Annotated in this window: 22 protein-coding genes; 11 read left to right on the top strand and 11 right to left on the bottom strand. The window is 34.9% G+C overall.

From position 1 onward, the window contains the following. Positions 1-74 precede the first annotated feature (74 nt). Complete coding sequence (locus tag MR053_RS10660) at positions 75-1115, top strand: LacI family DNA-binding transcriptional regulator (RefSeq protein ID WP_242132416.1); 1041 nt, start codon at positions 75-77, stop codon at positions 1113-1115. On the opposite strand, the gene MR053_RS10665 is transcribed toward MR053_RS10660, so the two are convergent. The 10 genes from MR053_RS10665 to tilS all read right to left on the bottom strand — a co-directional run bounded on the left by MR053_RS10665 (position 1112) and on the right by tilS (position 14117). After that, on the bottom strand, positions 1112-2728 hold the full coding sequence (locus tag MR053_RS10665; protein ID WP_242132417.1) for a sodium:solute symporter: 1617 nt from the start codon (positions 2726-2728) through the stop codon (positions 1112-1114). The two genes, MR053_RS10660 and MR053_RS10665, sit on opposite strands and share 4 nt — an antisense overlap. A gap of 3 nt (positions 2729-2731) precedes the next feature. Beyond that, entirely contained in the window at positions 2732-4057 is a 1326-nt protein-coding gene (gene xylA / locus MR053_RS10670; protein WP_242132418.1) for a xylose isomerase, read from the bottom strand. A 20-nt stretch (positions 4058-4077) separates the two neighbouring features. Further along, positions 4078-5565 carry a xylulokinase gene (locus MR053_RS10675; RefSeq protein ID WP_242132419.1) on the bottom strand — a complete coding sequence of 496 codons (1488 nt, stop codon included), beginning with the start codon at positions 5563-5565 and terminating at the stop codon, positions 4078-4080. 171 nt (positions 5566-5736) lie between these two features. Next, positions 5737-6360, bottom strand: coding sequence for a nucleotidyltransferase family protein (locus MR053_RS10680; RefSeq protein WP_242132420.1), 624 nt, complete (start codon positions 6358-6360; stop codon positions 5737-5739). A 2-nt stretch (positions 6361-6362) separates the two neighbouring features. Then, positions 6363-7391 (bottom strand): XdhC family protein, encoded by a 1029-nt coding sequence (locus tag MR053_RS10685; protein ID WP_242132421.1) that lies wholly within the window; start codon positions 7389-7391, stop codon positions 6363-6365. 10 nt (positions 7392-7401) lie between these two features. After that, the gene (locus MR053_RS10690) at positions 7402-9609 is read right to left on the bottom strand and encodes a molybdopterin cofactor-binding domain-containing protein (RefSeq protein ID WP_242132422.1); all 2208 of its coding nucleotides are present in this window, start codon (positions 9607-9609) and stop codon (positions 7402-7404) included. Between the two features lie 11 nt (positions 9610-9620). Beyond that, on the bottom strand, positions 9621-10076 hold the full coding sequence (locus MR053_RS10695) for a (2Fe-2S)-binding protein (protein WP_242132423.1): 456 nt from the start codon (positions 10074-10076) through the stop codon (positions 9621-9623). 55 nt (positions 10077-10131) lie between these two features. Then, positions 10132-11103: a YheT family hydrolase gene (locus MR053_RS10700; protein ID WP_242132424.1), complete on the bottom strand. Its 972-nt coding sequence runs from the start codon at positions 11101-11103 to the stop codon at positions 10132-10134. Between the two features lie 43 nt (positions 11104-11146). Then, positions 11147-12766 carry an adenine deaminase gene (ade, locus tag MR053_RS10705; protein ID WP_242132457.1) on the bottom strand — a complete coding sequence of 540 codons (1620 nt, stop codon included), beginning with the start codon at positions 12764-12766 and terminating at the stop codon, positions 11147-11149. A gap of 37 nt (positions 12767-12803) precedes the next feature. Then, the gene (gene tilS / locus MR053_RS10710) at positions 12804-14117 is read right to left on the bottom strand and encodes a tRNA lysidine(34) synthetase TilS (RefSeq protein ID WP_242132425.1); all 1314 of its coding nucleotides are present in this window, start codon (positions 14115-14117) and stop codon (positions 12804-12806) included. Between the two features lie 124 nt (positions 14118-14241). Here tilS and MR053_RS10715 point away from each other — a divergent pair, with 124 nt between their 5' ends. After that, positions 14242-14934, top strand: a complete 693-nt coding sequence (locus MR053_RS10715; protein WP_242132426.1) for a hypothetical protein — start codon at positions 14242-14244, stop codon at positions 14932-14934. A gap of 16 nt (positions 14935-14950) precedes the next feature. Here the strand turns inward: MR053_RS10715 and pabB are convergent, their stop codons facing one another. Then, positions 14951-16240: an aminodeoxychorismate synthase component I gene (pabB, locus tag MR053_RS10720; protein WP_242132427.1), complete on the bottom strand. Its 1290-nt coding sequence runs from the start codon at positions 16238-16240 to the stop codon at positions 14951-14953. A gap of 80 nt (positions 16241-16320) precedes the next feature. On the opposite strand from pabB, the gene MR053_RS14010 reads away from it, so the two are divergent. The 9 genes from MR053_RS14010 (at position 16321) to MR053_RS10760 (ending at position 25631) form a co-directional block, all read left to right on the top strand. After that, positions 16321-16557, top strand: a complete 237-nt coding sequence (locus tag MR053_RS14010) for an aldose epimerase family protein (RefSeq protein ID WP_317221713.1) — start codon at positions 16321-16323, stop codon at positions 16555-16557. Beyond that, positions 16490-17212: an aldose 1-epimerase family protein gene (locus tag MR053_RS10725; protein ID WP_317221714.1), complete on the top strand. Its 723-nt coding sequence runs from the start codon at positions 16490-16492 to the stop codon at positions 17210-17212. The genes MR053_RS14010 and MR053_RS10725 overlap by 68 nt, the downstream gene beginning before the upstream one ends. A 36-nt stretch (positions 17213-17248) precedes the next feature. Beyond that, a complete protein-coding gene (locus MR053_RS10730; RefSeq protein WP_242132428.1) occupies positions 17249-18601 on the top strand; it encodes a DEAD/DEAH box helicase in 1353 nt (450 codons plus the stop codon). A 179-nt stretch (positions 18602-18780) separates the two neighbouring features. Then, positions 18781-19866 carry a glycine cleavage system aminomethyltransferase GcvT gene (gene gcvT, locus MR053_RS10735; RefSeq protein WP_242132429.1) on the top strand — a complete coding sequence of 362 codons (1086 nt, stop codon included), beginning with the start codon at positions 18781-18783 and terminating at the stop codon, positions 19864-19866. 78 nt (positions 19867-19944) lie between these two features. Further along, positions 19945-20787, top strand: coding sequence for a sugar nucleotide-binding protein (locus MR053_RS10740; protein WP_242132430.1), 843 nt, complete (start codon positions 19945-19947; stop codon positions 20785-20787). A gap of 45 nt (positions 20788-20832) precedes the next feature. Next, positions 20833-21123, top strand: coding sequence for a 4a-hydroxytetrahydrobiopterin dehydratase (locus tag MR053_RS10745; protein ID WP_242132431.1), 291 nt, complete (start codon positions 20833-20835; stop codon positions 21121-21123). Positions 21124-21189: 66 nt separating this feature from the next. Further along, positions 21190-21912 (top strand): YebC/PmpR family DNA-binding transcriptional regulator, encoded by a 723-nt coding sequence (locus MR053_RS10750; RefSeq protein ID WP_242132432.1) that lies wholly within the window; start codon positions 21190-21192, stop codon positions 21910-21912. An 11-nt stretch (positions 21913-21923) separates the two neighbouring features. Next, the gene (locus MR053_RS10755) at positions 21924-22895 is read left to right on the top strand and encodes a Gfo/Idh/MocA family protein (RefSeq protein WP_242132433.1); all 972 of its coding nucleotides are present in this window, start codon (positions 21924-21926) and stop codon (positions 22893-22895) included. A gap of 156 nt (positions 22896-23051) precedes the next feature. After that, on the top strand, positions 23052-25631 hold the full coding sequence (locus MR053_RS10760; RefSeq protein ID WP_242132434.1) for a zinc-dependent metalloprotease: 2580 nt from the start codon (positions 23052-23054) through the stop codon (positions 25629-25631). The last annotated feature ends 81 nt before the right edge of the window (positions 25632-25712 follow it).

Here is a 25712-nt window from a genome sequence, read left to right on the forward strand (position 1 = left end):
GATTCAAGCAAAATTATTCTATAATTTCCTAAATTAATATCTTAAATTAGTAGATGGTATTTCTAAACCATCTCATGAAAAAAAAAATTACACTTAAAGATATTGCCTCAACGTTCGGAGTTTCTATAGCTACGGTATCAAAAGCACTAAATGATAGTTTCGATATAAGTACTAAAACCAAGGAAAAAATACAAGAGTATGCTAAAGCCAATCATTACAAGCCAAATGTTGCTGCACTTAATTTACTAAGTAAGAAAACAAAAACCATTGGTGTGATTATCCCTAATATTATGAATAGTTTTTTTGCTAAGGTATTTGTTGGTATTGAAAAAATAGCATCCCAAAATGGATACCAATTGGTATCTTGTATTTCCAACGAATCCCATGAGAAAGAAGTAAAAACCATTCAGTTACTCAAACATGGTGATTTAGATGGACTTATCATTTCTTTAGCTGAAGAAACCGAAATAAAACAAGACTTTAATCACCTTACTAACACACTTAACGAGGGTGTTCCCATTGTGATGTTTGATAGGATTTCAGAGAATATCAACTGTGACAAGGTTATAGTTAATGATCTGGAAAGTGCTTTTCACGCTACAGATTATTTATTAAAAACGGGGTGCAAACGAATTGCCTTAATTTCTGTTATAGATAATTTAAGTGTTGGGAAATTAAGAGTTGAAGGCTATAAAAAAGCATTAATAAAATATGGATTACCTATAGAGGAACAACTTATTGTTCGCCTTGGACATTATGAAGATTTTGATACGGCTATGAAAATTGTACTCTCAGACCAATCTATTGACGGACTCTTGTGTCTAGAAGAGAGCTCTGCTATTAATGCCCTAAAACTTCTTAAACAAATGGAGTACAAAATACCTGAAGAAATGTCTATTATTTGTTTTACCAATGGCAAACTTTTACAGCACCTTAGCCCTTCAATTACGGCAATAAGTCAACACGGAAAATATATTGGTGAAACCACGGCCCGTATTCTTATTGATCGTATAGAAAATGAAAAGAGTAATACGTCTTTTTCGACAAAAATTATCAAAACCACTTTAATAGAGCGAGAAAGCACCAGATTAATTCCACTACAGAAGGAGGCTTAACCAGTAAAATAGGTTAATATTATAACAACAACCATTACCAATAATATAGATAAAACCACATCTATTTTATCAAAACTTTCCTTATTGGACTGTCTTTGTTCAGAAGAAAGTGTTCCAAAAGCTAGACCTTTTATAGCTTCATAGTTTGGCGATTCAGATACAAGACTCACGATAACACAAATAACAACTGAAAAAATAAACATAAAGATAGCCATATGGGCAAAATTAATGTTTGCAAAACTATAGGCAATACCATGTAGGTTATCAATATTTACTTCTGCTATAATTCTTAATGCAGCAACAACTAAACCAGCTATAAGTGTAAATATAGCTGCTTTAGCGTTAACACGTTTCCAAACTATTCCCAATACAAAAACTGCCGTAATAGGTGGTGCTATATATGATTGTACACTTTGCAAGTATTTATATAATGTGCCACCTCCTATTTTTTCCATAATAGGAATCCATATAATTCCTAAAACCACAACAATAGCTGTGGCTATTTGACCTATTTTAACCAGTTTTTTCTCGGTCATATTAGGTTTTAATTTCTTGTAAATGTCTATTGTAAAAATTGTAGAACATGAATTAAATACCGAAGCCAGTGAGCTCATAAGGGCAGCCATTAAGCCCCCTGCCACTAATCCTTTTAGTCCTACGGGAAGCAATGTTTTTACCATAACGGGGAAAACTTGATCTGCTCTTTCATAAGATAAGGCTCCTTTTTGTGCTAAAGCAAAAGCTATAATTCCTGGTATTAAAAAAATAAAAATGGGAAGTATCTTTAAATAAGCTCCAAAAATTGCGCCTCGCCTTCCTATTTTTATATTATGGGCTGCTAAAGTCCGCTGGACTATATACTGATCTGTACACCAATACCATATCCCTACTATGGTTCCTCCAAACAAAAGTCCGGTCCAAGGAAAATCGGGATCATCTATAGGACGCCACATATTAAAATGATCAGAACCAACCGTAGTTCTTAACTCTGTCCACCCTCCAACTTCTTGTAAGCCCAAATAGGTAATAATTACTGACCCTGCAATGAGAATAACTGTTTGCAACGTTTCTGTATAAATTACAGCTTTCATACCACCTATAATGGTATAAATTCCTGTAAAAACAACTATACCTATAGCTCCATACCAAAATGGAATACCAATTAATTCAGATACAACTATACCTCCGGCATAAATAGTTACTGATACTTTGGTAATAACATAACCTGCTAGTGAAAACACAGACAAAAACCAACGCGAACGTGCATCGAAGCGCTTTTCTAGAAATTCAGGCATAGTAAAGGCTCCACTTCTAATATAAAATGGCAAGAAAAGCCATCCCAAAAGGAGTACAATCCATGCATGAAGTTCGTAATGTGCCATTGGCATGCCCGACTCTGCCCCCGTACCTGCCAATCCAACAACATGCTCTGAGCCTATATTAGAAGCAAAAATAGATGCTCCTATTACAAACCAACCCACATTTCTTCCCGCTAAAAAATAGTCTTCCGTATTTTTATTTCTTTGAAGGATAACCCAAATAGCAACCACCATTAGGGCTAAAAAATATCCTCCAAGGACCAACCAATCTAAACCTTCTAAAACTGAATTCATACTTTAAATATATTGATTAATTATATTCTCAAATAGCTCTTGTTTACCACTTACCAAAGGTAACTCACCATTATCCTTAGCTATTTTATATAAGTCTGAAAGTGTTAGTTTACCTTCTTCAAAGTTCTTACCATTACCTGAATCGAAAGAACTGTAACGCTCTTTTCTCAGTTTTTCATATGGTGAAGCATTTATTATCTTTTCTGCTGTCAATAATGCACGTGCAAAAGTATCTGCACCCCCAATATGGGCATGAAAAACATCCTCCATATCTGTGGAGTTCCTTCTTATCTTGGCATCAAAATTGACACCACCTCCTTGCAACCCTCCTGCCTTTAAAAATACTAACATAGCTTCGGTAGTTTCTAAAATATTATTTGGAAACTGATCGGTATCCCATCCGTTTTGATAATCGCCCCTATTGGCGTCAATACTTCCCAACATACCTGACTTAGCAGCCACTTCCAATTCGTGCTGAAAGGTATGCTGTGCCAAGGTCGCATGGTTAACCTCTATATTTATCTTAAAATCCTTGTCCAATCCATATTCCCGTAAAAAGCCTATAGCGGTAGCCGTATCAAAATCGTATTGGTGCTTGGAGGGTTCCATGGGCTTTGGCTCAATAAAGAACGTGCCTTTGAAACCTTGGTTTCTTGCATAGTCCCTAGCCATGGTAAGGAACTGAGCCATGTGGTCCAGTTCACGTCCCATATCGGTATTGAGCAGTGACATGTAACCTTCACGGCCACCCCAGAAGACATAGTTTTCACCTTTTAGTTTTATGGTCGCATCTAATGCAAGTTTTACCTGAGCCCCAGCCCTAGCCACAACGTTAAATTCTGGATTTGTTGCCGCGCCATTCATATACCTTGGATTGGAAAAGCAATTGGCGGTTCCCCAAAGTAATTTTATTCCTGAGGCAGCTTGTTTCTCTTTAATGTAATCGGTAATAATTTCCAGACGTTTTTCGGATTGTTTAAATGTGGGGGCTTCGGCAACCAAATCAAAATCATGGAAACAGAAATAATCAAATCCCATTTTACTAATAAACTCAAAAGCGGCATCAGCTTTATCTTTGGCTGCTTGTATAGGATCATTGGATTGGTCCCAGGCAAAGTTTTGAGTACCTGGTCCAAATGGATCCGCCCCCTGTCCACAGAAAGTATGCCAGTAAGCCACGGCAAATTTAAAATGTTCACGCATGGTCTTTCCCGCTACTACTTTATCGGGGTTATAATATTTGAAAGCCAAAGGATTGTCCGATTCCCTGCCTTCAAATTTTATTTGTCCTATACCTTTATAATATTCCCTTTCTCCTATGATTGCCATTGTTATGTTTTGCTTTTTGGTTAGCTATTGTTTAATATAAGTTCGAGTTCTTGTTTCCATTTTGTATAGGCTTTTAAATATGGGGCTTTATCTTTGTTTGGTTTATAGGTCATGACAAAGTCATTGTCCATGATTGATTTACCAAAACTTTCGAAATCGCCTTTGTGCAATCCTGCTGCACGGGCTGCACCTATGGCTCCTGTAGTATTGTATATTTCTATGTCTTGATCTATTAAGGTAGCCACTGTATTGGTGAAAATTTCCGAACGGAACAGGTTATCGTTACCTGCACGTACCACTTTTGCCTGAATACCATCAGACTTAAGTATTTCCATACCATACACAAAGGAAAAGGCAATCCCTTCCAAGGCCGCCCTACACAGATGACCTCTATGGTGGTTATTCAAATTTATGTTGGTTATCCTTGTTCCTATTTCTTTGTTATTTAACATGCGCTCAGCTCCATTTCCAAAAGGTATTACACAAACTCCATGGGAGCCTATTGGTACTTGTGAGGCCAAATGGTTCATCTCGTCATAGGAACTGACATTCAAATTATTCAACAACCAACGGTACTGAATACCCGAACCATTGATGCACAATAATTTGCCAATGCGTGCCTCTTTCCCTTTTTCATAGTTTACATGTGAAAAATTATTTACTCTGGCACATTCTGTTACCGATAAATTATCTGTTACGGCATAAAAAACTCCAGAAGTACCTCCCGTTGCTGCCACTTCTCCTGGGTTGAACACATTTAGGGATAGTGCATTATTGGGTTGATCGCCTGCTCTATAGTAAATGGGGGTTCCTTCTGATAAACCACTTTCCTTAGCTCCATTTTTATCGACCACACTTTGGAAACCAAAAGTTTTAACTATATCTGGAATCAACTTTCCATCAATACCATAATGGTCCAATAAAAACTGGGCAACGGCGCCTGCTTTAAAATTCCAAAGAATGCCTTCTGACAATCCCGAAACGGTCGTATTGATTGTATTGGAAAGTTTATAGGCAATATAATCGCCTGGGAGCATGAACTTATGGATCTTTTTATAAATGCCGGGCTCGTTGTCCTTGACCCATTTTAGTTTTGAAGCCGTAAAATTTGCAGGAGAATTTAAGAGGTTCGAAGTGCAGGTTTCTCCCCCTATATCCTTAAATGCTTGGTTGCCAATTTCCACAGCACGGCTATCGCACCAAATAATACTTTTTCTTAAGGGTTTTCCAGCTTCATTAATTACTACCAATCCGTGCATTTGATAGGATATACCTATGCCCTTAATTTGTGCTCTAGTTATGTTGTATTTTTTTTTTAATTGTTTTATAGCATTACAGCTATGTAGCCACCAATCGTTTGGATCTTGTTCGGCCCATCCATTTTTTGGAGCGTATATGTCCATTTCCTGTTTTGGCTCCTGAACAACCCCAATGCTCTTGCCGCTGTCAATTTCCACTAAGGCAGCTTTTGTACTAGAACTGCCAATGTCTAATCCTAAATAATACAAAGAATACTCAAATATAGTTTCTCAAAGTTATGAATAGAAATTTAAGTTAGTATTTTACCATTTAAAAATACCTTCAAATTCCATAAAAATATTTATTGTAACTCGTTGATAATATTGCTTTTAAAAACTCAAATCAGTTACTTAAAGGTTTTCGTAATTTTTCCTTTACATCTAATGTAGAGGTTTAAAGTTTTGATCATATAACATTTTATAATCCTCTAGTGTATCCAAATCAATATTCTTAAAATTAAGGTTTATATTTTTTACAAAAGTTTGGTTTTTCACAAGTATTGACTTTGCCCCAAAATCACCATCCAATTGCAATAATGCTTTAAAATAATGTGAGTCGAATAGAACTGGAACGCCTTGTTTACGATTAGAGTATGATGTTGCAATGATTTGGTTTGTACCTGGTGAAAAATTTAAAATCAATTCATTAAGATGTTCTGAAGTCACTAATGGTTGATCTGCTAAAGTTATTAATACACCGTTAGGTTTTTCCTCTTGATTATTCAAATAATCTATGGCAGAAGCTATAGAACTCCCTAGACCAAATTCCCATTGATTATTAAAAACAATAGTTACAGGTAAGTGACTTATTTCTTGAAATATAATATCATAATTTGCCCCCAAAACCACAATAACTTCCTCAACATTAGAACCTAATGCATTATTAATGGCATGAGTTATTAAATTATCATTTCCCCAAGAAAGTAATTGCTTTGGAGAACCCATTCTGGATGAAGCTCCAGCTGCTAAAATAACCAGACTAATATTTGAAGCTTTATCTGACAAAACTAAAGCATCTTTTTAGTATGAATCTCTCCTCTTTTCTGGTTTAGTGGCATCGGTTCATGATTACGAGTAAATGCTAAAATTTCTGAAATAATGGATATAGCAATCTCTTCCGGTGTTTCCGAACCTATATTTAATCCCGCTGGACCATGGATACGCTCTAAAAAGTCTCCTTCAATTTCTGGGCAATACTCCATAAATTGATTTAATAAATCATCCCTACGTTTCGATGGACCTAAAAGGCCTATATAAGCTGGCATAGTAGTTTTAAGTGCTACAAAATATCGTAAATCAGTTGCAAAGTTGTGTGTCATGAGTACAATGGCCGTTTGAGAATCAATGGTATTCACATCCAAAGACTCTGCTGTTGTACTAGTAAAAGAATTTGCACCCGGGAAATTTTCTAAAGTTTTATATTCATTTACTCCTGCTATAATATCAACTTCCCAGCCAGTTAGTGTGGCATATTGACAAAGCTTAACTGCATCATGTTCTGCACCAATAATTAGCATTTTAAAACTTGGAAGCATATTTTGTCTAAAAACAGAAAGCTTATTATTCTCGTATTCAATAGTTGGATTTGAAATAGAAAATAGTGTGTCATTTATTTTAACATAAGAACCCAAACCTTTAGATACTCCTTCACTTTTTTCAAAAAAAGAAATAATTTGAAATGGTATTCTCTTCTTTAAACAGCTAAAAAAAGCATGACTAAATTCCTCTTGCGGATCAAACAACTCCAATAAAATGTATAGAACTCCTTCACAACCTAACCTGTAACGGCCATCATAAGTCATAATTTTAGATACACCTGTTTTAAAAACTGATTGCGATTGTAACAATACTTCTTTTTCCACACAGCCACCGCTAACAGCACCAACCATATCACCATTTTCCAAGACCAACATTCTGACGCCTGGTCTACGATATGACGAACCATCTAAAGCCACTACAGAAGCTAAAACCGATGTAATACCATAGGTTTTAGCCAACAAAGCCCGTTCAACTATGTTTTTAAATTCGTGAGTCATAAACAGTCCTCTACCCAACAACTTTTTCTAATGCCATATTATTGGCAAAAGGTTGCTTATACACTCGCTGTCCAGTAGCTTGGTATATGGCATTTGCCAAAGCACCCACAGCTGGTGGTAGACCAGGTTCCCCTAAACCAGTTGGATCAACATTACTATCCACAAAGAATACTTCAATATCATCAGGTGCTTGTGAAAGCCTAATTAATTGATACCTATCGAAGTTTGTTTCATTAGGAGCTCCACTGTCAAAAGTTAGTTGACTATACATGGCGTGACCTATACCGTCAATAACGCCACCTTGAATCATATTGATTGCCGCATCTGGATTTATTACAATGCCACAATCGACAGCACACCATACTTTCTTAACTTTTGCCTTTCCATTTTCTAAAACTACATCTACTACTTCGGCAACGTAGGAATCATGACAAAAATAAGCGGCTACACCGCGATGAATACCAGCTATCGATTGTCCCCAATTAGATTTTTCTTTAACTAATTTTAATACACCTGCATAACGCTCAGCGTCATAGTCATTATTTTCACCTACAGGACTATTAATCGCACGATCAAATAATTCCAAACGAAAATCTATAGGGTCTTTTCCTGCCAATTCTGCAATCTCATCTAAAAAAGCCTGCTCTGCTCCAGCAGTAAAATGTGATCTAGGTGCACGCCAAGCACCTGTGGTGACATTAGTTACAACATCTATTTTCTCAGCTAGGTAATTATCTATAGTACCAGCAGGAAAACGATTTGGAAAAACAGGGCCCTCAGGTAAACCAGCTCCTTTAGCACTAAAAGCAATCAAATTGTTATTTTCATCTAAACCTGCTTTATAAATCGATTGATAAGCGGGTTTATATGTACCTTGCGTCATATCATCCTCTCTAGTATAAATGAGTTTGATAGGTGTTCCTGCTTTTTTTGAGATGACCGCAGCTTCAACTCCAAAATGCGTATAAAGCCTTCTACCAAAGCCCCCTCCCATGCGGGTCATGTTTACGGAAATATTCTCAACAGGTAAATTTAATAATTTGGAGACCGCATCTTCGAGTGCCTTAGGTGTTTGTGTTGGACCGATTAATTCTGCATCATTCTCGGTAACATGAGCGAAAAAATTCATGGGTTCCAATGTATTGTGTGGTAAAAAAGGTGATGAATAGGTACGCTCAATCACTTTGGTAGCCTTATTAAAAGCAGTTTCAGGATCTCCATCTTTTCGGCTTTCATTAACTTCACCTGAAACCAGTGCATTTTCTAGATATTTTGCATGCAAATCTGAATTTTCAAATTCTGAAATTACTTCCCAATTAGCTTTTATCGCTTCTTTAGCTTTTATGAGTTGCCAAGTTGATTTACCTACTATAGCTATTAGCTGGAAAAAACTTTTTTCATCACACCAAGCTTTATCTTTAATTTCTGTGTCGATAACAAATGCATCTACGATTCCAGGCATTGATTTAATGTGATCTTCATTAAAGTCTTTTAGTTTCATTCCAAAGGCTGGAGGATGCTGTATCATGGCTAATTGCATACCTTCTCTTTTAAAATCTAAACCAAATAAAGGCTTCCCTTTTACTATTTTCTCTCCATCAACATTTTTCTTACTATTACCTATTAGTTTAAAATCATTACTGTCTTTGAGTTCTATTTCTTCTGGAATCTCAATACCCACTGCCTTTGAAGCTATTTCACCATAGCTAATTACACGTTCTCCATTTTTTTCTTTAATAATGCCTTTGTCAACTTTTAAATCAGAAATCACCAGCCCCCATTCTTTGGCAGCAGCTTCAAGTAGCATTCGCCTGCCTGTGGCTCCGGCCATTCTTAAAGCATTCCAACTTAATTTAATAGATAAACTTCCTCCTGCAAATTGAGGGTTTTTAAACGCATCTTCATCTAAAGCACCTTGTTCAACAACAACATTATCCCAATCAACATCCAATTCTTCGGCTACAATCATTGGCATTGAAGTTCTTACATTCTGGCCAATTTCTGGATTGGGAGAATATATTGTTACCATACCTGTATCTCCAATTTTTATATAACCGTTTATTTCAAACCATTCATTGGGAATGGCCACTTTATTCTTTATTTTTTTGTCGGAAGTACATCCAGTAAACCAGCTAAACCCTATTAGCATGCCACCACCTGCTGCTGCAGAAACCTTTAAAAATGAACGACGGTTATAATGTGTTCTTATCTTTGTCATAATGTACTAATTTAAAGTTTGGAAGCGGTTTTAATAGCTTGTTTTATTCTTACATAAGTGCCACACCTACAAATATTACCACTCATTGCAGCATCAATCTCTTTATCAGAAGGATTTGGACTATTCTTCAATAAGGCGACAGCACTCATAATTTGTCCAGTTTGACAATAACCACATTGGTAAACGTCATGCTCTAACCACGCTTGTTGTACCGGGTGGTAACCTTCTTCTGAAAGCCCTTCAATGGTTGTAATGTCCATTCCTTCAGCTTGAGAAACCTGCAGCAAGCAACTACGAATGGCGTTACCGTTTACATGAATGGTACAAGAACCACACTGTCCAATGCCACAACCATATTTGGTTCCTAACAAATCCAAATGATCTCTCAAAACCCATAAAAGAGGGGTGTCACTATCTGCTTCGACAGTGTAAGTGTTGTTGTTTATTTTTAAAGTAAATACTGGCATAGTAAACAGAATTAATATTAGCACTTCAAGATACAAAAAAATATACCGCAATATGTTACGATATTGGTTTTAACATGGTTTTTATAAATTCTAATGTCCGTTTTTCGTTATAATATACATTACCCTTATCTATAAACCCGACATGCCCTCCATATCTAGGCATTTCTAAATATAAATTGATGTTGTTTTTAGCTTCTCGTACAGGATAGCATTCTGGAGATAAAAATGAATCGTTTAAGGCATTAATAATAAGCGTTGGAATATTAATATTAGGAAGAAACTGTAAACTACTACATTTTTCATAATAATCCAAAGCTCCTTTAAATCCATGTGCTTTTGAAGTATAGACCTCATCAAAATCCCTTAAAGTTTTTATATTGAGTAATGTTTTTAACGACAATTCCTTGGGAAATCGTTTTTGTTTTTCTTTTAACCGAGTTAACAAGTCCCTTAAAAATCGATCGTGGAACAGTTTGTTCTTAAATTTATGGAGCATCTTACAGGAACCATATAAATCACATGGTGCAGAGATAGCTAGAGCTGCTTTTACTTCAGGAGGAACTACATTCCCTTCTCCCAAATATTTTAATATCAAATTGGCGCCTAAGCTGATTCCTTTTAGGTAGATTTCATCATATTGTTTTGTTTTTATGGCAAATAAAACAACTGCTATCAAATCTTCTGTTGAGCCAGAATGGTAACTATAATACTTTAAATTTTGTTCTCCACTACACCCTCGAAAATTGACACAAACTGCATCGATACCATTTTCATTAAAAAGTTTGGCTGGTCCAGTTACATAAGGACGTTGCCCGTGCCCCTCCAAACCATGTAATAAAATAATAAGCTTCTTGCTAGTTACTTTAGAATAACTCCAATCTAAATCCAGAAAATCGCCATCACTTAATATAATTCTTTCCCGCTCCTGTTCTAAGGAAACATGTCGAAAGAGTCCTGAATAAACAGTAGAAACAAATCCGTTTTTAAAATAAAATGGAGGTATGTAGGTAGTTTCTAATACAGGCATAATTTAGTTTATGGTTAGCAGTTTTCACTAAGTAGGATGAAAATCAAACGTGAAGTGAAGTGAATTTAAAATCCGTTCCATTAAACAACCCTTTGTCACTTAACTTTAACGATGGAATAACCAATAAGCCCATAAACGATAAAGTCATATAGGGTGCTTTCAAGTTGGACCCTAAACACTTTGCCATCTTATCTAATTTAGCATATTCCCTTCCAACGGTTTCACCATCTTTATCACTCATAATCCCAGCAACCGGAAGCGGCATGATGTGCTCTTGGGTATTTGATATCGCACAAATGCCACCCTTGTTTTCAATGATTAAATTAACCGCTTTACAAATGGCTTCATCTGAAACACCAACCGCAATAATATTATGGGAATCATGCGCCACCGAAGATGCTATGGCTCCTTCCCGTAAGCCAAAACCTTTAATGAAAGCCATGTTCGGATTCATGTTGCTATATCGGTTAACTACTGTCATTTTTAAAACATCGCCTTCAATATTTGATATGAGATTACCGTTACTAAGTTTTGCTTCTCCAACCGTTTCGTTAGTAACCAATTGACCATCCAAAGCCTCAATAACCCGTATTTTAGTTTCTGAAGATACTACTTTAAAATCTGAAACACCTTTTTTACTACAGTTGAAATTATTTAGATTTTCAAATCTTACTCTTGGTATTAAAGAGTTAGTATTAGTATACACTAACTGACCATCAATATAGGTTTGTAAGGTTTTGAAGGTTATTAAATCCTCTACCACTATACAATTAGCTACATCTCCTTTTTTTAGTAAACCCAAATCCAAATTATAATGCTTTACAGGATTTACACATGCCACCTGCAATACTTTGAATACATCAAAACCTTTAGCTACAGCTCGTTTGCAAAGCTGGTTAATGTGCCCAACCATTAGATCGTCTGGATGTTTGTCGTCACTACAAAACATCATATTTTTATAGTGTTCGGGCAACAAATCGATTAATGCATCAAAGTTTTTCGCAGCACTACCCTCCCTAATTAAAATCTTCATCCCTTTTTGGAGTTTTTCCAATGCCTCTTGATAAGTAAAACATTCATGGTCGGTTGAAATCCCTGCGTTGATATATTTTGAAAGGGCTTCTCCTCTAACACCTGGAGCATGACCATCTATTGGCTTACCATAATGCTTAGCCCAAGCAATCTTTTTTAAAACCTCCTCATCATCAAACAAGACCCCTGGGAAGTTCATCATTTCCGCTAGATATTTAATATTAGGGTTTTCTAAAAGTTTTTTTATTGCCACAGAATCAATAACCGCACCTGCCGATTCAAAAGTTGTTGCAGGAACACAAGACGGTGCTCCAAAATTAAATTTAAAAGGGACATTTTTTCCATTTTCAATCATAAACTCAACGCCTTTTATACCCAAAACGTTGGCTATTTCATGTGGATCGGAAACCGTGGCCACTGTACCATGCCTTACAGCAATTCGAGAAAATTCACTAGGCACTAACATGGAACTTTCTATATGAATGTGGGCATCAACAAAACCGGGTAAGATATAATGTGCTACATCATTATCTTTTTCTTCAATACCTTCAATCTTGCCAGCTTTAATGTTGATTTCTCCTTTAAATATACGTCGGTTGGGTATATCGACAATATTGCCTTGTAGTTTCATACCTCTCTGTCCTTTGGACATTTCTCCAAATGAGAAATTATCTTAATGTTATTTTAAAAATTTTACTTGTATTTTTATTGACTCTAAATCGATTGTCCGCTCGTCTACCAACCACCCATACTATAGAATCTCCTGAACATAACAGCCAAGTGTCTTCCTTATCCAAAAGTGATAGTTTTTCATCTTTAAAGTATTTGCTCAACTTTTTTTTTCCAGTCATACCTAACGGATAAAAATAATCCCCTTCCTGCTTTTTTCTAATTATTAACGGAAACTTAAGTAGTTCTGCATCAACATAAATCGTGTTTAAATCCTCCTTTAAAATTTCTTTAACAACATTAAACGACAACATTCCTATAGGAGTGTGAATCTCATTATCATATTCTGGAATAGTAATACTTTTTTGTTGGTTTTGGACATTGATTTCCGTTAACAACAAATACTCACGATCTTTAATAAGCCTATGCGTATTGGAAAACAATTGCTTTCCTGGTTGTGCATCCAGCAAATTCAAAACATCGTTCCATTCGGTAAACCCATAATCCTTAAAGACTTGGTACAAATAAGCCCCAGGAGCGTTTTGTTTTTTAAATGCTGCTATACGAAACCAAATTTCGTTTTCGGTAATGCGTTCGATTGCCTTAGTCAAAAAGTCATCTATACTATTAGAAACAATAATTGACACATCGGTTAAATTATTCAAAGTTGTTGAAAAACTTTGCAGTAAACTTGGGTTAATTTCCTTTAACACGGGAACCACCTGGTGCCTTAGTTTGTTTCGTAAATACTTAGCTGATTGGTTACTGCTATCATTTTTCCATTCTAAAGTATTCGTAATGGCATAATTTTCTATATCAGTACTTGAAAACATCAACAAGGGCCTCACAAACTTGCCGTTAACTTTTGGGATGCCCATTAAACCTTCTATGCCTGTGCCACGTGTAAAATTAATTAAAAATGTCTCTAAATTGTCATCGGCATGATGAGCTGTTAAAATATAATCGAAATTAAGTTGCTCGGCAAGTTCACTAAACCAATGGTAACGCAACTCTCTAGCTGCCATTTGTATGGAGCATTTATGTGTTTTCGCATAAGCTTTGGTATCGAAACTTTCTACAAATACTTCTAAGTATAAATCTTCAGCCAAATCCAACACAAAAGTCTCATCAGAATCACTTTCATCTCCCCTTAAATTAAAGTTACAATGAGCTAACGCTATGTTTAACTTCAACTTATGGCACAAATGTGTCAATACTACACTATCCAAGCCACCCGAAATAGCAACTAGGAGTTTGCCTTCTCTTAAAAATGGCAAATGAGAATCTATATGATTTTTAAAAAGCTCGAACATGTGTTCAAATATACAATATTGCCAATTTATAATTCATTATTAATATTCTTAGTTTAATGACAAATGTCATATGACGGTTCAAGCTATTTTGTAACTTTAGATTATAATTTTAATACCTTTTGTTATGTGCTCAATAAAAAAATTAACCGATAAAAACTTTCAAAAAACTTTTAATAGGAAAGTAGTTGCAATAACGCAGCATTTAAGAGCCTATGTAAATCACAGGATATACATTGCCGAATCAACCGGTATTATTCCCAAGAACATGTATAATTCAACTGATTTAATTGACGAGGCCATAGTAAAATTTTATGAGCAAGGTTATGACATTGACTCAGAACCGCTTGCAATTAAACTGAAGCTTTTTAAGATTGTAGATACCGATTTAGATACGCTTTTCAAAAAAGAAGCATTTCACAAAAGCACATTTAGCACGGACGCCATTTTACATGAAGAATTGGATGGATTGGAAGAACGATATACTGTAGACGAAGATTTTGATTTTATAATGAATGAAGACTTAAACGATATTTCTTATAAACAACAACAAAAACACAAACACATTTTTGTTTATGATGACAATGACACATCCATTGCAAATGCCTTTGAAATTGAAAATATTGAGCACTTACAACAAAAAAATATGCTAGGGAAATTTTATGCTTCTTCTCCTATTTCTATATCTGATATTGTAGACCTGTTTGTATTTGGTAAATTAGATTATGAAGATATTGCTAAAATAAAGAACATAGGCCCTAAACGTGTAGAATACATTTTAACTTTAGCTATAGAATCAATAAAAAGTAAATTGGACTAAGAGATTATTCAAGAATTTAATTTTCCAGAACCGTACGCAAGGCTTTGGCCTTAACCAAGCATTCCTCGTATTCCTTTAAGGGCATACTCTTTGCTGTAATGGCGCCACCAACAGAATAAGATACATATTTTTTGGAGGCATTATATAAAATACTTCTTATAACGACACTAAAATCAAAGTCACCTTTTGGCGTTAAATAACCTATAGCACCGGAATATACACCTCGTTTGGTTTCCTCTAAGGCCTCAATAATTTGCATAGCAGAAATTTTAGGCGCTCCTGTCATGCTGCCCATAGGAAAGGTGCTTTTAATAATATCAACAGGGGATGTATTAGGGTCAACTTTTGCAGTAATAGTTGATATCATTTGGTGTACTTGGTTAAAGGTGTAAACTTTACAGAGCTCTTCAACTTTAACACTGCCTTTTATGGCCGTTTTGGATAAATCGTTACGCACCAAATCCACAATCATAATATTTTCACTTCGTTCTTTTGTATCGTTTGCCAATGCTGTTTTAAATAAAGCGTCCTCATGGGAATTACTAGATCGTTTTGATGTTCCCTTGATGGGTTGTGAAATAACTTGAAGCCCTCTTTTTTGCATATAACGTTCTGGTGAAGCACTCAGCACATATTTATCACTTATCTTTACAAAAGAAGCAAATGGCGGTTTAGAAATACTATTTAGTCGCTCGTAAGTTTCCAAGGGATGTATTGCAGTATTTTCAGCATAAAACTCTTGACAAAAATTAGCTTCATAAATATCGCCTCTATGGATGTGCGATAATATTTCATTGACTTTTTCAAAATACTCATCCCTATGAATGCGAAGCTTAATTTTGATATCATTCTTTTTATGTTTTGCTGTTGTGTTAATTTGTTTAATCTCATTTAAGTCTTGGACGATATCAGCTTCAATATATTTTAAATATTGAAGTTCAACAGTATTTCCTTTAATTAAAAATAATTTTTTAGGCTGAAAAAAATACAGATCGGGGAAATGCAAACCATCAAAATTAGAAGAAGATAAATGTTCAACGGTATTCTTTAAATCGTAAGTAAGATACCCAAAAATCCAATCACTAGTATGGGTTTTATAGACTTTTAACTTTTCAAATGCTTCAAGGTAATCGGTTTTTATACTTGTAAATGCATCTACTGCCAAAACAGCATCGAAGTTGGCATATTCTTGAGCATAGCTATTGGAATCCAACCAAACAATATCATCAAATTGCTGTGCCCATTTCAATAACTGATTTTTAAACCTTTCAGGATGTTCTATATTATAAGTTTGTGATGTTCTCAACAAATAGTAAAATTAGATGGTAAAGTTAAACAGATTCCTTAAAAAGTAAGAGTTTTGTATGTACTTTAAAACAAATTGGAATGCATACGCTAAAAAATCGTAAATTAGAAATTACCATCAACCAAATTGGTGCTGAACTTTGTAAAATCACATCGGTAAAATATAAAACCGAATTTATGTGGAACGGCAACCCCAATATTTGGGTGGGTTATTCACCTGTATTGTTTCCAATAATTGGAGCATTAAAGAATGGATCATATAATTTTGAAGGAAATAATTACAAACTTTCAAAAGCATGGTTTTGTAAGGCACAATAACAAAATAGAACTAAACAATAAAACCAGCAACAGTCTAGTTTTTAAATTGGTTTATAACGAGGAGTTATTAAAAATATATCCCTTTAAATTTGAATTTTATATTAGTTACCTGCTCATTAACAATAGAATTAAAGTAACCCACATCATAAAAAATGCAGACAATAAACCGATGTACTTTTCAGTGGGCGGACACCCTGCATTTAAATGTCCTGTTTTTAAGGATGAATCTTATGAGGACTATTCTCTAATGTTTGAACACAAGGAAACTCTCAAAACATATTTAATTAACTTGAAAAACGGACTGATGACTAATACAACCAAAACTGTGCTTAACCATTCGAACCGAATAGCGTTAACACACGGCCTGTTTAGCAAAGCTGCTTTGGTATTTAAGAATTTAAAGTCCAAAAGGGTCACCTTAAAAAGTAAGCATCATGGTAACATCCTAACAGTAAGTTTTCATGATTTTCCCTATTTGGGCATTTGGGCAAAACCAGAAGGCGATTATGTTTGTATTGAACCTTGGTTGGGTATAGCAGATAGCGAAACTACCAATCAGGATTTTAAGACTAAAGAAGGCATCATATCCTTAGCTCCCAATACATCGTTTGAAGCCAGTTATACCATAGAAATTAGCGATTCACTTTTGGTCTAATAAATTAATAGTAGCTTTGCGGCTTAAATTACTGTTGTGACTTTTTCAAATTTCAACTTAAAAACACCGCTTTTAAATGCCCTTGACGATTTAGGGTTTACAACTCCTACACCAATACAGGAACAGGCATTTAATGTGGTTTCATCTGGCAAGGATGTGGTGGGCATCGCTCAAACAGGTACTGGAAAAACCTTTGCCTATATGCTTCCTATCCTGAAAAACTTATCCTTTTCTACACAGGACAATCCCAGGATACTTATTTTAGTACCTACTCGTGAATTGGTGATACAAGTTGTTGAAGAAATTGAAAAACTTTCAAAATATATTAACAACCGTGTGTTGGGAGTGTATGGAGGCACTAACATTAACACTCAAAAACAAGCTATTTCAGAAGGTTTGGATATTTTAGTGGCCACACCTGGACGTTTGTACGATTTAGCATTAAGCAGGGTACTTCAGCTAAAGTCCATTCAAAAACTTGTGATTGATGAAGTAGATGTTATGTTAGATCTGGGATTTAGGCACCAACTCATCAATATTTTTGACATCCTTCCTGAACGCAGACAAAATATCATGTTTTCTGCCACCATGACAGAGGATGTTGATACCTTGTTAAACGATTTCTTTAAAGCCCCTAAACGTATTTCCATTGCTGTTTCTGGTACACCTTTAGAAAACATTGAGCAAATAAGCTATAAAGTACTTAATTTTAACACCAAGGTCAATCTATTAACCCATTTATTATATGACTCTAAAATCTTCAATAAGGTGTTGGTTTTTGTTGCCCACAAGCGCATGGCAGATCGTTTGTTTGAAAGGTTAGAAGAAACATTCCATAACGAACTCTGTGTGATCCATTCCAATAAAACCCAAAATTATAGATTGAGGAGCATTGAAAATTTTAAAGATGACAAACACCGGATTCTAGTATCAACCGATGTGATGGCCCGTGGATTGGATATTGACAATGTATCTCACGTTATCAATTTTGACACACCAGAATATCCTGAAAACTACATGCATCGCATAGGTAGAACAGGACGTGCCGAACGTAAAGGTACAGCTATTGTCTTTTCAACTGAAAAAGAACAAGAAGCCTTAAATCGTATTGAAAGTCTTATGCAAAAGAAAATTCCAATATTGGATGTTCCTGCATTGGTAGAAATTTCAAACGAATTGATTGATGAAGAACGTCAACAAATAAAAGAACACTATAATCCATTGAAGCAAGGCGTTGAAGATGCTCCGGGGCCGGCATTCCATGAAAAGAAAGAAAAAAATAAAAAGGTTAATCTGGGAGGCTCATACCGAAAGGAAATAGCCAAAAAGTATAAAAAACCAAAAACAAGGGGTGATAAAAACTTCAATAGAAGAAACAAAAGAAAATAGATTGCTTTATTAAGAGAGTAATACGCTGTTTTTTAATAGCAATAGATTCATGGTGTTTAGAGATAGTTGATTCTTACAAAATAATTATTTAACCAATAAACTAAATATCTTAATTAATTGCCTTGTTGCCGACTTGACTAGAAAGAACTACATTTGTCTCAAATAATTTTTACTATAGAATGAAGAATTTAGCATTAACAGCCTCACATGAAGCTTTAGGGGCAAAAATGGTGCCTTTTGCAGGATTTAATATGCCTGTGCAATACGAAGGCGTAAATATAGAACACGAAACCGTACGTAAATCAGTTGGTGTTTTTGATGTTTCACACATGGGTGAATTTTTAATTGAAGGCGAACAAGCTTTAGAGCTTATCCAAAAAGTATCAAGTAATGATGCATCAAAGCTTAGCATAGGAAAAGCACAATACAGTTGTTTGCCCAATGAAACTGGTGGTATTGTGGACGACTTAATTATTTACAGGATTAAAGAACATACATATTTATTGGTTGTTAATGCAAGTAACATTGAAAAGGACTGGAACTGGATCCAATCAAAAAATGATATTGGTGCTAAAATGCGCAATATAAGTGATGATTATTCCCTGCTTGCCATTCAAGGTCCAAAGGCTATTGAAGCAATGCAAAGCTTAACGGATGAGGATTTATCTTCCATAAAGTTCTATAATTTTGTTGTAGGTAATTTTGCAGGAATAGAACACGTTATTATTTCAGCAACAGGATATACCGGAAGTGGTGGCTTTGAAATCTATTGCAAGAATAGTGAAGTAAAACAAATTTGGGATAAAGTGTTTGAAGCTGGAGCCAATTATAACATAAAACCTATTGGTTTGGCTGCTAGGGATACCCTACGTTTGGAAATGGGATATTGTCTTTACGGAAATGATATAGACGACACCACCTCGCCTATTGAGGCGGGATTGGGATGGATTACAAAATTCACAAAAGATTTCACAAATTCTCAAGCCCTAAAAGTTGAAAAGGAACAGGGTCCAAAACGTAATCTCATTGCATTTGAATTGGATGAACGTGGTATTCCTCGTCAAGGCTATGATATTGTTGACGACAAAGGCAACGTAATTGGTAATGTAACCTCTGGTACGATGTCGCCATCATTGGGTAAGGGTATCGGCTTAGGCTATGTGCCAAGGGCATGCTCTGCAGTAGGTTCTAAAATAAATATACAAATACGCAAAAATGCTGTTTCTGCAACGGTTGTAAAGCTTCCGTTTTATAAAGATTTTTAATGTGTAAGGTTAGAGGTTTAAAGTACAATATGGATTTTAAACAAATACCTTATAGATTTAGATTAACGACTAAAATTGATGAAGCGGAAGGCAGAGGAAAGTAAACAAAGAATTTTAATTTTAGGAGCCAGTGGTTTTTTAGGCAATGCCATTTATAAGGAACTCTGCTCCTATTTTAAAACATTTGGGACCTACTGTACTTCTAATAAAGTCTACGAGAAAAATCATCATTTTTTTCAGTACGATTTTGAATTGGATGATATATATGAAATCCTAGATATTGTAAAACCATCCATAATTATTTCTGCATTAAGAGGGAATTTTTCTAAACAGGTTTTACTCCATCAATATTTAGGAGAATATATATCTAATAAAAAAGTAAAACTCATATTTTTATCGTCTGCCAATGTTTTTGACGCCTATAGCAAATATCCGAGTTATGAAAATGACAAAACCTATAGCAATAGCATTTATGGACATTTTAAGATTAAAATTGAGAATATGCTCTTCCGTTTGCCTAAAACCCAAACAGCTATTATAAGGTTACCCATGGTATTTGGAAACCAATCCCCTAGACTAATGGAGATCCTGCAGCTTATAAAAAATAAAGAACCTGTTGAAGTATTTCCAAATCTAATCATGAATGTAACCTCAGACGACAAATTTACTCAACAAATTCATTATATAATCAATCGAAACAAGTCTGGTGTTTTTCATTTGGGCAGTACAGATTTGGTACACCATGATGAATTCATAAAAGAAATTATTACTGTCTTACAATTAGAGAATAAGGTGATTTATAAACGTGTTTATACTACTAATAACGATAGATACTTAGCCGTTTTGCCTAAGTTCAATAAACTTCCTAAACATTTACAACTCTATAGCCAAGATGTTTTAAAAACGTTGCATTTAGTTTAAAAATTGGTTACATTGGCTTAAACTGCTATTTTAAAATATAACAAAATGGATAAACTTTCAGAACAAGATATCGAAAAAAGATTACTACACTTTCCAGATTGGGATTACTATGATAATGCCATTCATGCCGAATTTGAATTCGAAAACTTTAAAGATTGCTTTAGTGCTATGAGCCGTATTGCTTTTGAATGCGAAGCCTTAAACCATCACCCTAATTGGAGTAACATATATAATGTACTTACCATATCATTATCCACCCATGATGCCCATGGTGTTACCGATAAGGATTTTAAACTGGCCGAAGCTATTGAAATGATTGTTGAACCTGAAGAGTAATTTATTTTTTCCTTAAATAAATCATTATTATTTTCGCTTCATAAAAAAACAAATATATAGCACATTATGGGAAGAGCTTTTGAATTTAGAAAAGCAAGGAAAATGAAACGCTGGTCAGCCATGAGCAAGGCTTTCACGCGTATAGGTAAAGATATTGTAATGGCCGTTAAGGAAGGTGGACCAGATCCGGATAGTAATTCCAGATTACGGGCAGTCATTCAAAATGCCAAGTCGGTTAACATGCCCAAAGATAATATTGAACGTGCTATAAAGCGTGCTTCAGATAAAAGTCAAGGTGACTATAAAGAAGTTCTTTTTGAAGGCTATGCTCCTCATGGTATTGCCATTTTGGTGGAAACCGCTACCGACAACAATACAAGAACTGTTGCCAATGTACGGAGTTATTTTAATAAGTGTGACGGTAGTTTAGGTACTTCAGGCTCTGTTGTATTCATGTTTGATCATACCTGTAATTTTAGGGTCAATGTTGAAGGTTTGGATCCTGAAGAATTGGAATTAGAATTTATAGATTATGGAGCTGAAGAAGTTTTTGTGGACGATGATGGTATTTTAATTTATGCTCCATTTGAAAGTTTTGGCGCTATTCAAGCAGAGTTAGAAAACAGAGGTATTGAAATACTATCTTCAGGATTTGAAAGAATTCCTCAAGTCACAAAACCATTGAGTCCTGAGCAAGCTGCCGATGTAGAAAAACTATTGGAAAAACTGGAAGAGGATGATGATGTTCAAAATGTTTATCATACAATGGAGGAAAGTCAGGAAGACTAATGTCTAATTAGATGTCTAAAATAATTAATTGGGGTATTATTGGTTGTGGTAATGTTACCGAGGTTAAAAGTGGTCCTGCCTATAAAAACACAAAAGGCTTTAACCTGAAAGCCGTAATGAGGCGTGATCAAATAAAAGTAATGGATTATGCACAAAGGCATAGTGTTGAAAAATACTATACAAATGCTGATACTTTAATAAATGATCCAGATATAGATGCGGTTTATATTGCAACCCCACCTGATACCCATAAGTATTATGCCATGAAGGTAGCCAAAGCAGGTAAACCTTGTTGTATAGAAAAGCCTATCACCCCGACCTATCAGGAAGCTTTAAATATTAATGATGCTTTTAGTAATAAGAATATTCCACTTTTTGTAGCATATTACAGACGTTCATTACCCAGATTCAATAAGGTAAAACAATGGATAGATAATAATTATATTGGTGATATAAGACATATTAGTTATAATCTTATAAGACCTGCAAACAAAGTAGATCTTTCTAAAATTTATAATTGGAGAACCGATTCCAAAATTGCTCCCGGAGGCTATTTTGATGATCTAGCATCACATGCCATCGATTTGTTTACTTTTCTTTTAGGTAATATAAAAACTGTTAGCGGGATTAGCACTAACCAACAAGGCCTCTATAGTGCCAAAGATGCAATAACAAGCAACTGGCTACATGAAAATAATATTACAGGATCTGGAACTTGGAATTTTGGAAGTTATAGTTATACAGATAACGCTATTATTTACGGCAATAAAGGAACCATATCCTTTTCCGTTTTTCAAGATAGAAATATTGAACTCCTTTCTGAAACAAAAAAGGAATCCTGCTTCATTGAAAACCCAAAACATATACAAATGCATCATGTTGAAAACATGAGAGACTATTTGATGGGAAATGCTAAATCACACCCTTCTACTGGACAAACAGCCCTTCATACTAGTTGGGTTATGAGTGAAATTTTAAATTGATGTGTTAACACTAAAACATTAAATAATTTACATACTTTTCAATTTCTTTTTAACAAAATTATAAGACTATTGCCAGCCTTTATTTTTAAATTAGCCAACAATTTAAAAATAAATAATCGATAGGATTAACATTATCCTTTTAAAGTCTATTACATCATGATGTTTAACTTATTAAATACTCTTAAACGGGTATCCTTGGCTATACTATTGGTATGTCTTGTATTTCCCAATAATGTTGAAGCCCAAAAGAAAAAAAGAAAAAAAGACAAGATTGAAGCTACTGCTCCTAATCTAGAAAAGAAATCAAAACAAAAAACAATTGAAGAGTTAACAAAATCCTCAAAGGAAATTGAAGGCTTATTTAAAATCTACCAAGATACCATAACTGGAGATTTACAGATGGTTATTACAGAAGATCAAATTGGTAAAGAATATATCTATTTTAGCCAAGTGGCAGATGGCTTTATGGATGCAGGAAGAATAAATAGAGGTTTATATAGAGGGTCAAAAGTTTTTAAAATAGAAAAATACTTTGATAAAATAGAATTTGTTACTCAAAACACTTCATTTTATTACGACTCCAACAATCCAATTTCAAAAGCTGAAAATGCTAATATTAGCCATGGTAATATGGCCAGTGTAAAAGTTGAAGCTCATGATACTAATAATGGGTTGTATCTTATCAAAGCTAATGACTTATTTTTAAAGGAAACTTTTTCGAGAATAAAACCGCCTTCAAGGCCTGGAGCTTCCCCAATGTCTTTTAAAATAGGTAATCTGGATAAGGATAAAACAAAAATAAATAGTATAAATAACTATCCTGAAAACACAAATTTAAAAGTTGAATATGTGTACTCCAACCCTTCAACTTTAAGTAGCGGATCTAATGCTTTGGCAGATAGCAGAAATGTTAGTATTAAAGTTTTTCATAGTTTAATTGCCATGCCTGAAAACGATTATGAACCAAGATATGAAGACCCAAGGGTTGGTTATTTTACCACTCAGGTAGATGACCAGACATCAACATCTTCTACTCCTTACAAAGATTTGGTTCACAGATGGCACTTAAAAAAGAAAGACCCCAATGCAGCTATTTCAGAACCTGTAGAACCCATTACCTATTGGATGGAGAACACCACCCCTCATGAGTGGAGGGAAACTATAAAGCAAAGTGTTTTAGAATGGAATAAAGCTTTTGAAAAAGCAGGTTTTAAAAATGCCATTGTAGTGAAACAACAACCTGATGATGCCGATTGGGATGCTGGTGATATTCGTTATAATGTACTACGTTGGACTTCTTCTCCACAACCTCCTTTTGGTGGCTACGGTCCAAGTTTTGTAAACCCCAGAACTGGTCAGATTTTAGGTGCAGATATAATGTTAGAGTATGTTATGTTCTCCAAAAGAGCTTTATATGATAAAATCTATGAAGGTTCTGCTCAAGCTCATGAATTTGATAATGATCACTTGCATTGTTCTTTTGGAGAGGTTTTACATGAAGACACTATGTTTGCCAAGGCAGTGGCTTCTGCTTTTGGTGCTACTGAATTAGAGCTTAAACAACTTCAAAAAGAAGTGCTAACAGCTTTGTTGATGCATGAAGTAGGTCATACTCTTGGACTAAATCATAATATGAAGGCCAGTCAGTTGTTCTCTCCTGAGCAGTTAGCTGATGCTGAATTTATTAAAGGAAAATGTTTAACAGGCTCGGTTATGGATTATGCTACTTTAAATGTTACCAGAGACCGTAGCAAACAGGGACACTATAGCGATATGTCTGTTGGACCATACGATGTTTGGGCCATCCAATTTGGATACACGCCTTTTAAATCTGAAAGTGAAAAAGAAGCTTTACTTAATAGATCTACTGAACCAGAGTTAATTTTTGGAAATGATGCTGATGATATGCGTGCTCCTGGAAAAGCTATAGACCCACGAGTAAATGTTTGGGACCAATCTAATGATGCTATTCAGTATTCAGTAGATAGAATTGAATTAGCCAATGATTTAATGAAAACAGCTAAGGAAAGATTTACGAACGAAGGAAAATCTTATCAAGAATTAAGAGATGTTTTTGGTTATTTAAATGGACAAAAATCTAGTGCCCTTGGTATTATTTCAAGATATATTGGTGGCGTTTATGTAGATAGAGCAATGGCTGGACAAGAAGGAGGCACTCAACCTTACACCCCTGTTAGTTTAGAGGACCAAAAGAGAGCTATAAAAGCTCTAAAAGACTATGCTTTTGCTCCAAATGCTTTTGATGCTCCTAACGATATATATAATTATTTGGCCAAGCAAAGACGTGGGTTTGATCTTGGTAAAGAGCCTGAAGATCCAAAAATTCATGAACAAATACTTAATGCCCAAAAAAGTGTTTTAAATCATTTACTACACCCTAATACCCTTCAGCGCATTACTGATTCTGAACTATACGGAAATAAATATACATTATCTCAGTTTATGAGTGATTTAAATACTGCTATTTTCAATGACGACATATATGGTAGTGTAAATACGTTTAGACAAAATTTACAACTTGAATATACGAACAGATTAATTAGTATGTTAACTGGAAATCAAAAAGACAGATATAGCTATAACTCTAAATCTATGGCATTGTACAATTTAGGTAAAATACGTACTATGGCAGCACCTTCAGGAAATATGTCATCTAGAGCGCATAAGCAACATTTGAGGACTTTAATTGATAATGCGTTAAAGGAAGTAAAATAGTTTCACTCCTTAGGCTTTAAAGTTAAACTATGGGTATTAAACAAAAAGTGGCTGAACATTAAAAATTCAGCCACTTATTTT

The organism is Aestuariivivens marinum (assembly GCF_022662175.1).
Classification (GTDB): Bacteria; Bacteroidota; Bacteroidia; order Flavobacteriales; family Flavobacteriaceae; genus Aestuariivivens; species Aestuariivivens marinum.

Coding starts and splice junctions, on each gene's coding strand:
- MR053_RS10700 (WP_242132424.1), bottom strand. CDS start 11,103: ATGCCTGTATTAGAAACTACCTACATACCTCCATTTTATTTTAAAAAC.
- MR053_RS10750 (WP_242132432.1), top strand. CDS start 21,190: ATGGGAAGAGCTTTTGAATTTAGAAAAGCAAGGAAAATGAAACGCTGG.
- MR053_RS14010 (WP_317221713.1), top strand. CDS start 16,321: ATGCATACGCTAAAAAATCGTAAATTAGAAATTACCATCAACCAAATT.
- MR053_RS10745 (WP_242132431.1), top strand. CDS start 20,833: ATGGATAAACTTTCAGAACAAGATATCGAAAAAAGATTACTACACTTT.
- xylA (WP_242132418.1), bottom strand. CDS start 4,057: ATGGCAATCATAGGAGAAAGGGAATATTATAAAGGTATAGGACAAATA.
- ade (WP_242132457.1), bottom strand. CDS start 12,766: ATGAAACTACAAGGCAATATTGTCGATATACCCAACCGACGTATATTT.
- MR053_RS10760 (WP_242132434.1), top strand. CDS start 23,052: ATGATGTTTAACTTATTAAATACTCTTAAACGGGTATCCTTGGCTATA.
- MR053_RS10695 (WP_242132423.1), bottom strand. CDS start 10,076: ATGCCAGTATTTACTTTAAAAATAAACAACAACACTTACACTGTCGAA.
- MR053_RS10715 (WP_242132426.1), top strand. CDS start 14,242: ATGTGCTCAATAAAAAAATTAACCGATAAAAACTTTCAAAAAACTTTT.
- MR053_RS10755 (WP_242132433.1), top strand. CDS start 21,924: ATGTCTAAAATAATTAATTGGGGTATTATTGGTTGTGGTAATGTTACC.
- gcvT (WP_242132429.1), top strand. CDS start 18,781: ATGAAGAATTTAGCATTAACAGCCTCACATGAAGCTTTAGGGGCAAAA.
- MR053_RS10660 (WP_242132416.1), top strand. CDS start 75: ATGAAAAAAAAAATTACACTTAAAGATATTGCCTCAACGTTCGGAGTT.
- MR053_RS10685 (WP_242132421.1), bottom strand. CDS start 7,391: ATGACTCACGAATTTAAAAACATAGTTGAACGGGCTTTGTTGGCTAAA.
- MR053_RS10665 (WP_242132417.1), bottom strand. CDS start 2,728: ATGAATTCAGTTTTAGAAGGTTTAGATTGGTTGGTCCTTGGAGGATAT.
- MR053_RS10740 (WP_242132430.1), top strand. CDS start 19,945: ATGAAGCGGAAGGCAGAGGAAAGTAAACAAAGAATTTTAATTTTAGGA.
- tilS (WP_242132425.1), bottom strand. CDS start 14,117: ATGTTCGAGCTTTTTAAAAATCATATAGATTCTCATTTGCCATTTTTA.
- MR053_RS10690 (WP_242132422.1), bottom strand. CDS start 9,609: ATGACAAAGATAAGAACACATTATAACCGTCGTTCATTTTTAAAGGTT.
- MR053_RS10725 (WP_317221714.1), top strand. CDS start 16,490: ATGGATCATATAATTTTGAAGGAAATAATTACAAACTTTCAAAAGCAT.